The organism is Thiohalophilus sp. (assembly GCF_031581315.1).
In the GTDB taxonomy this organism is placed as follows: domain Bacteria; phylum Pseudomonadota; class Gammaproteobacteria; order UBA6429; family Thiohalophilaceae; genus Thiohalophilus.
This window is the reverse complement of the sequence record NZ_JAVLAZ010000144.1, coordinates 1-3,761: the sequence shown is the minus strand read 5'-3', so window position 1 is coordinate 3,761 and position 3,761 is coordinate 1. Positions and strand designations below refer to the sequence as shown.

Genomic DNA, 3,761 nt, shown 5'->3' with positions numbered 1-3,761 from the left:
CCTCGCCCCTCGTTACTCGTCCCTCGCCCCTGAGCTCTCACTAAGAAGGTGAATTCCTGACCGATAAGACAGCCTGACAATAAAGAACTATTGTAGATGCCCCGTCCGAGGGCTATTCTTGAGGTATGAAAAACTACTGCATGATTGCCCTGCTGCTGTTGACCTTGCCTGTGGCGGCGGCTGACAAGGTGTACAAGAAGGTCAACCCGGACGGGTCGGTGGAGTACAGCGATCAGCCGATTGAAGGCAGCGAGGAGATGTCGGTGGATCAGGCGCCTGCTACCCGGTTTGAAAAATCCCCCGATATCAATTACCAGCCGCCGGAGCGTGATCGGGCGGACTCATCAAGCTACGAGGTTTCCATTACCTCGCCGGGCAATGACGAATCCATCCGCGACAATGCCGGGAATGTGACCCTGCGGGGGAGTGTTGAGCCGGGCCTGCGGGGCGGTCATCAGTTGCGCTGGCGTCTGGACGGCGAGCCCCTGGCGCAGTCCGGCGCGACGGTGAGTCTGACCAACATGGATCGCGGCACCCATACGGTCAAACTGGAAGTGGTGAATAATGACGGCGAGGTGCTGGGCGCGAGCTCCAGCGTTACCTTCCACCTGTTGCGGCATAGCAAGAAGCGGCCGGCGCCACCGTCGGGCTCCCAGCCGACGCCCCTTAATCCCCCGAAACCGAATATTCCCGGGTCGACACCGACCAACCCGCCCAAGCCCTCACCGCCTTCCTCCTCGCCTTGAACAGTGCGCACCATTTTGGTGCGCAAACAGCGTATTTGCGCTATGCTGTGGTGTGTGCAGCATGTCGCTGTGGACCAAAACAGCGCAACGGCCCGGAAAGCGCTCTGTACAGGCCCACTAACTGCTTGTAATTCAAGCCTTTAATCGGGCTGGCCAAAAACCTGCCAAAAGCGCATCGAAAATGGTGCGTTATGGTTTGGTTCTTGCTACAGCCCCGGTATGGAGACAATGAGCCCATCCCCCGATTTGCAACAACGTGTCCTTGAGGCCATGACCTCGGGGCTGATGCTGTTCGACCAGGATTTGTGCCTGCGCTATGTGAATGCCGCGACCGAGATGCTGTTCGGCAGCAGTGGGCCGCATTTGATCGGGCACCGCTTCGAGGATCTGTTCGAGACCCCAGACAATGTCGCCGACGAACTGCGCGAGGCCCTGGCCAGTGGTCATCCGTTTACCCGCCACGAGGTGAGTCTGAAGCTGATCCACGGCCGCGAGGTGGTGGTGGATCTGACCGCCCTGCCCCTGGTGGAGCGGGAACAGGCGCCGGAATTGCTGGTGGAAGTCAGCCAGATGGATCGGTTGTTGCGCATTGCCCGGGACGAAAGCCGGGCCGCCCAGCAGCAGACCACCCAGCAGATGCTGCGTGGGCTGGCGCATGAGATCAAAAACCCACTGGGCGGTTTGCGCGGTGCCGCCCAGTTACTGGCGCGCGAGTTGCCGACCGATGAACTCAAGGAATATACCGGGGTCATCATCAGCGAGGCGGATCGCCTGCAAAAGCTGGTCAACCGGATCCTGGGGCCCAACAAAATGCCCAGGCTGGAACCGGTCAACGTCCATGAAGTGCTCGAACATGTACGCAGCCTGTTACTGGCCGAAGCGCCCGAGGGGATACGCTTGCGGCGGGATTACGATCCCAGTATTCCCGATATTACCGCCGATCGGGATCAGATCGTCCAGGCCCTGCTGAATATCATTCGCAATGCCATCGAGGCGCTGGAGGGCGAAGGCGATGTCACCCTGCGGACCCGGGTGATACGCAAATTTACCATTGGCCAGAAACAGCATGATCTGGTGGCGCAGATCCAGATTATCGATAACGGCCCGGGGATTCCGGCAGAGATCCTGGAGCGGATTTTCTTTCCCATGGTCTCCAGCCGGGCCGAAGGCACCGGGCTGGGACTGGCCATCGCCCAGTCACTGATTCAGCAGCATAACGGCATCATCGAATGCGACAGTGAACCGGGCCGAACTGTTTTTTCCATCTATATACCGATCGAACTTGAGGCGTGAGACAACCATGAGCAAGGAAACCATCTGGATCGTCGACGACGACCGCTCAATCCGCTGGGTGCTGGAGAAGGCATTTAAAAATGCCGAAATGGAGGTGCGTAGTTTCGATGAGGCCGACAGCGTCTTGCGCGCCCTCAATCGCAGCGAACCGGATGTCATCATCAGCGACATCCGCATGCCGGGTATGGACGGCCTGGAGTTGCTGGGCCGCATTCATGACAAATATCCCGGCCTGCCAGTGATCATCATCACCGCGCATACCGATCTGGATAGCGCGGTCAGCGCCTATGAAGTCGGCGCCTTTGAATACCTGCCCAAGCCGTTCGATGTGGATGAGGCGGTGGAGCTGGCGCGCCGCGCGATCAGCCATCGACGGGAAACCGGTGGCGGTGAAACCCCGGCCGGCCAGATCGATGCCGAGATCATCGGCGAAGCGCCTTCCATGCAGGAAGTGTTTCGTGCCATCGGTCGCCTGGCCCGCTCCAATATTACCGTCTTGATCAACGGCGAATCGGGCACCGGTAAAGAGCTGGTGGCGCAGGCGCTGCATCGGCACAGCCCGCGCGCCGGCCAACCGTTTATCGCCCTGAACATGGCGGCGATTCCACGGGACCTGCTGGAATCGGAACTGTTCGGCCATGAAAAGGGGGCCTTTACCGGCGCCAATACCGCCCGTCAGGGTCGCTTCGAACAGGCCGACGGCGGTACGCTGTTTCTGGATGAGATCGGCGATATGCCCCAGGAACTGCAGACGCGGCTGTTGCGGGTACTGGCTGACGGAGAGTTTTATCGAGTCGGCGGGCACAGCGCGGTCAAAGTGGATGTGCGCATCATTGCCGCAACCCATCAGAACCTGGAAAAGCTGGTGGAACAGGGCCGCTTTCGTGAAGATCTGTTCCATCGGCTCAATGTTATTCGCATCCACATTCCGTCGCTGCGTGAACGTCGCGAGGATATCCCGTTACTGGCACAGCATTTTCTCAACCGGGCCGCAAAGGAACTCAACGTGGATGCCAAGAGCCTGGATCGCGAAGTGATGGATTATCTGTCACGCCTGGACTGGCCCGGCAACGTGCGCCAGCTGGAGAACACCTGTCGCTGGCTGACCGTGATGTCACCCGGCCAGGTCGTACATATCGACGATCTTCCGCCCGAGATGTTGCACGGCAAGGACGAAACCCATTTCGACGGCGACTGGAGCGAACTGTTGCGCCACTGGGCCGAACAGGAACTGTCGCAGGGCCATACCGCCATCCTCGATCAGGCCATGCCGCAATTCGAACGGGTGATGATCGAAACCGCCCTGAAAAAAACCGGCGGCCGCCGCCAGGACGCCGCCAAATTACTCGGCTGGGGCCGCAACACCCTCACCCGCAAGATCAAAGAGCTGAATTTATAAAAGAGCTGAACCACGAAGACTCCAAGACACGAAGAAGACAAATAAATTATGTCGTTGTGGGAGGCGAGTTCCCTCGGCGATTCAACCTCGCTGATCGCGCTATTCTCAACTAATCGGCCGAGGGCTGGCCTCCTACGGCCTACAGTTTCCTCGTACCTCGTTACTCGTCCCTGAGCTCTTGCTAACAAGCTCAACACCTGACCGATAAGCCAGTCTGATAATAAAGATATATTGTAGATGCCCCGTCAGGACACCAAGACACGAAGAAAGGATTTTGTGAACGCTCTGTGGATACCGAAGTCTTGATCAAATGGTTTTTAATC

The 3,761-nt window shown here is 58.5% G+C and carries 3 protein-coding genes; all 3 read left to right on the top strand.

Going from position 1 to position 3,761, the window contains the following annotated elements; all coding sequences use genetic code 11:
• Positions 1 to 125: 125 nt before the first annotated feature.
• Positions 126 to 746 (top strand): DUF4124 domain-containing protein, encoded by a 621-nt coding sequence (locus tag RI563_RS12875; protein ID WP_310694787.1) that lies wholly within the window; start codon positions 126 to 128, stop codon positions 744 to 746.
• A gap of 228 nt (positions 747 to 974) precedes the next feature.
• Positions 975 to 2,039, top strand: a complete 1,065-nt coding sequence (gene glnL, locus RI563_RS12870; RefSeq protein ID WP_310694786.1) for a nitrogen regulation protein NR(II) — start codon at positions 975 to 977, stop codon at positions 2,037 to 2,039.
• A 7-nt stretch (positions 2,040 to 2,046) separates the two neighbouring features.
• Positions 2,047 to 3,438 (top strand): nitrogen regulation protein NR(I), encoded by a 1,392-nt coding sequence (gene ntrC, locus RI563_RS12865; protein ID WP_310694785.1) that lies wholly within the window; start codon positions 2,047 to 2,049, stop codon positions 3,436 to 3,438.
• Positions 3,439 to 3,761: the final 323 nt, after the last annotated feature.

Excerpts from the sequence above, each read along its gene's own strand:
- RI563_RS12875 (WP_310694787.1), top strand. The coding sequence starts at position 126 with ATGAAAAACTACTGCATGATTGCCCTGCTGCTGTTGACCTTGCCTGTG.
- glnL (WP_310694786.1), top strand. The coding sequence starts at position 975 with ATGAGCCCATCCCCCGATTTGCAACAACGTGTCCTTGAGGCCATGACC.
- ntrC (WP_310694785.1), top strand. The coding sequence starts at position 2,047 with ATGAGCAAGGAAACCATCTGGATCGTCGACGACGACCGCTCAATCCGC.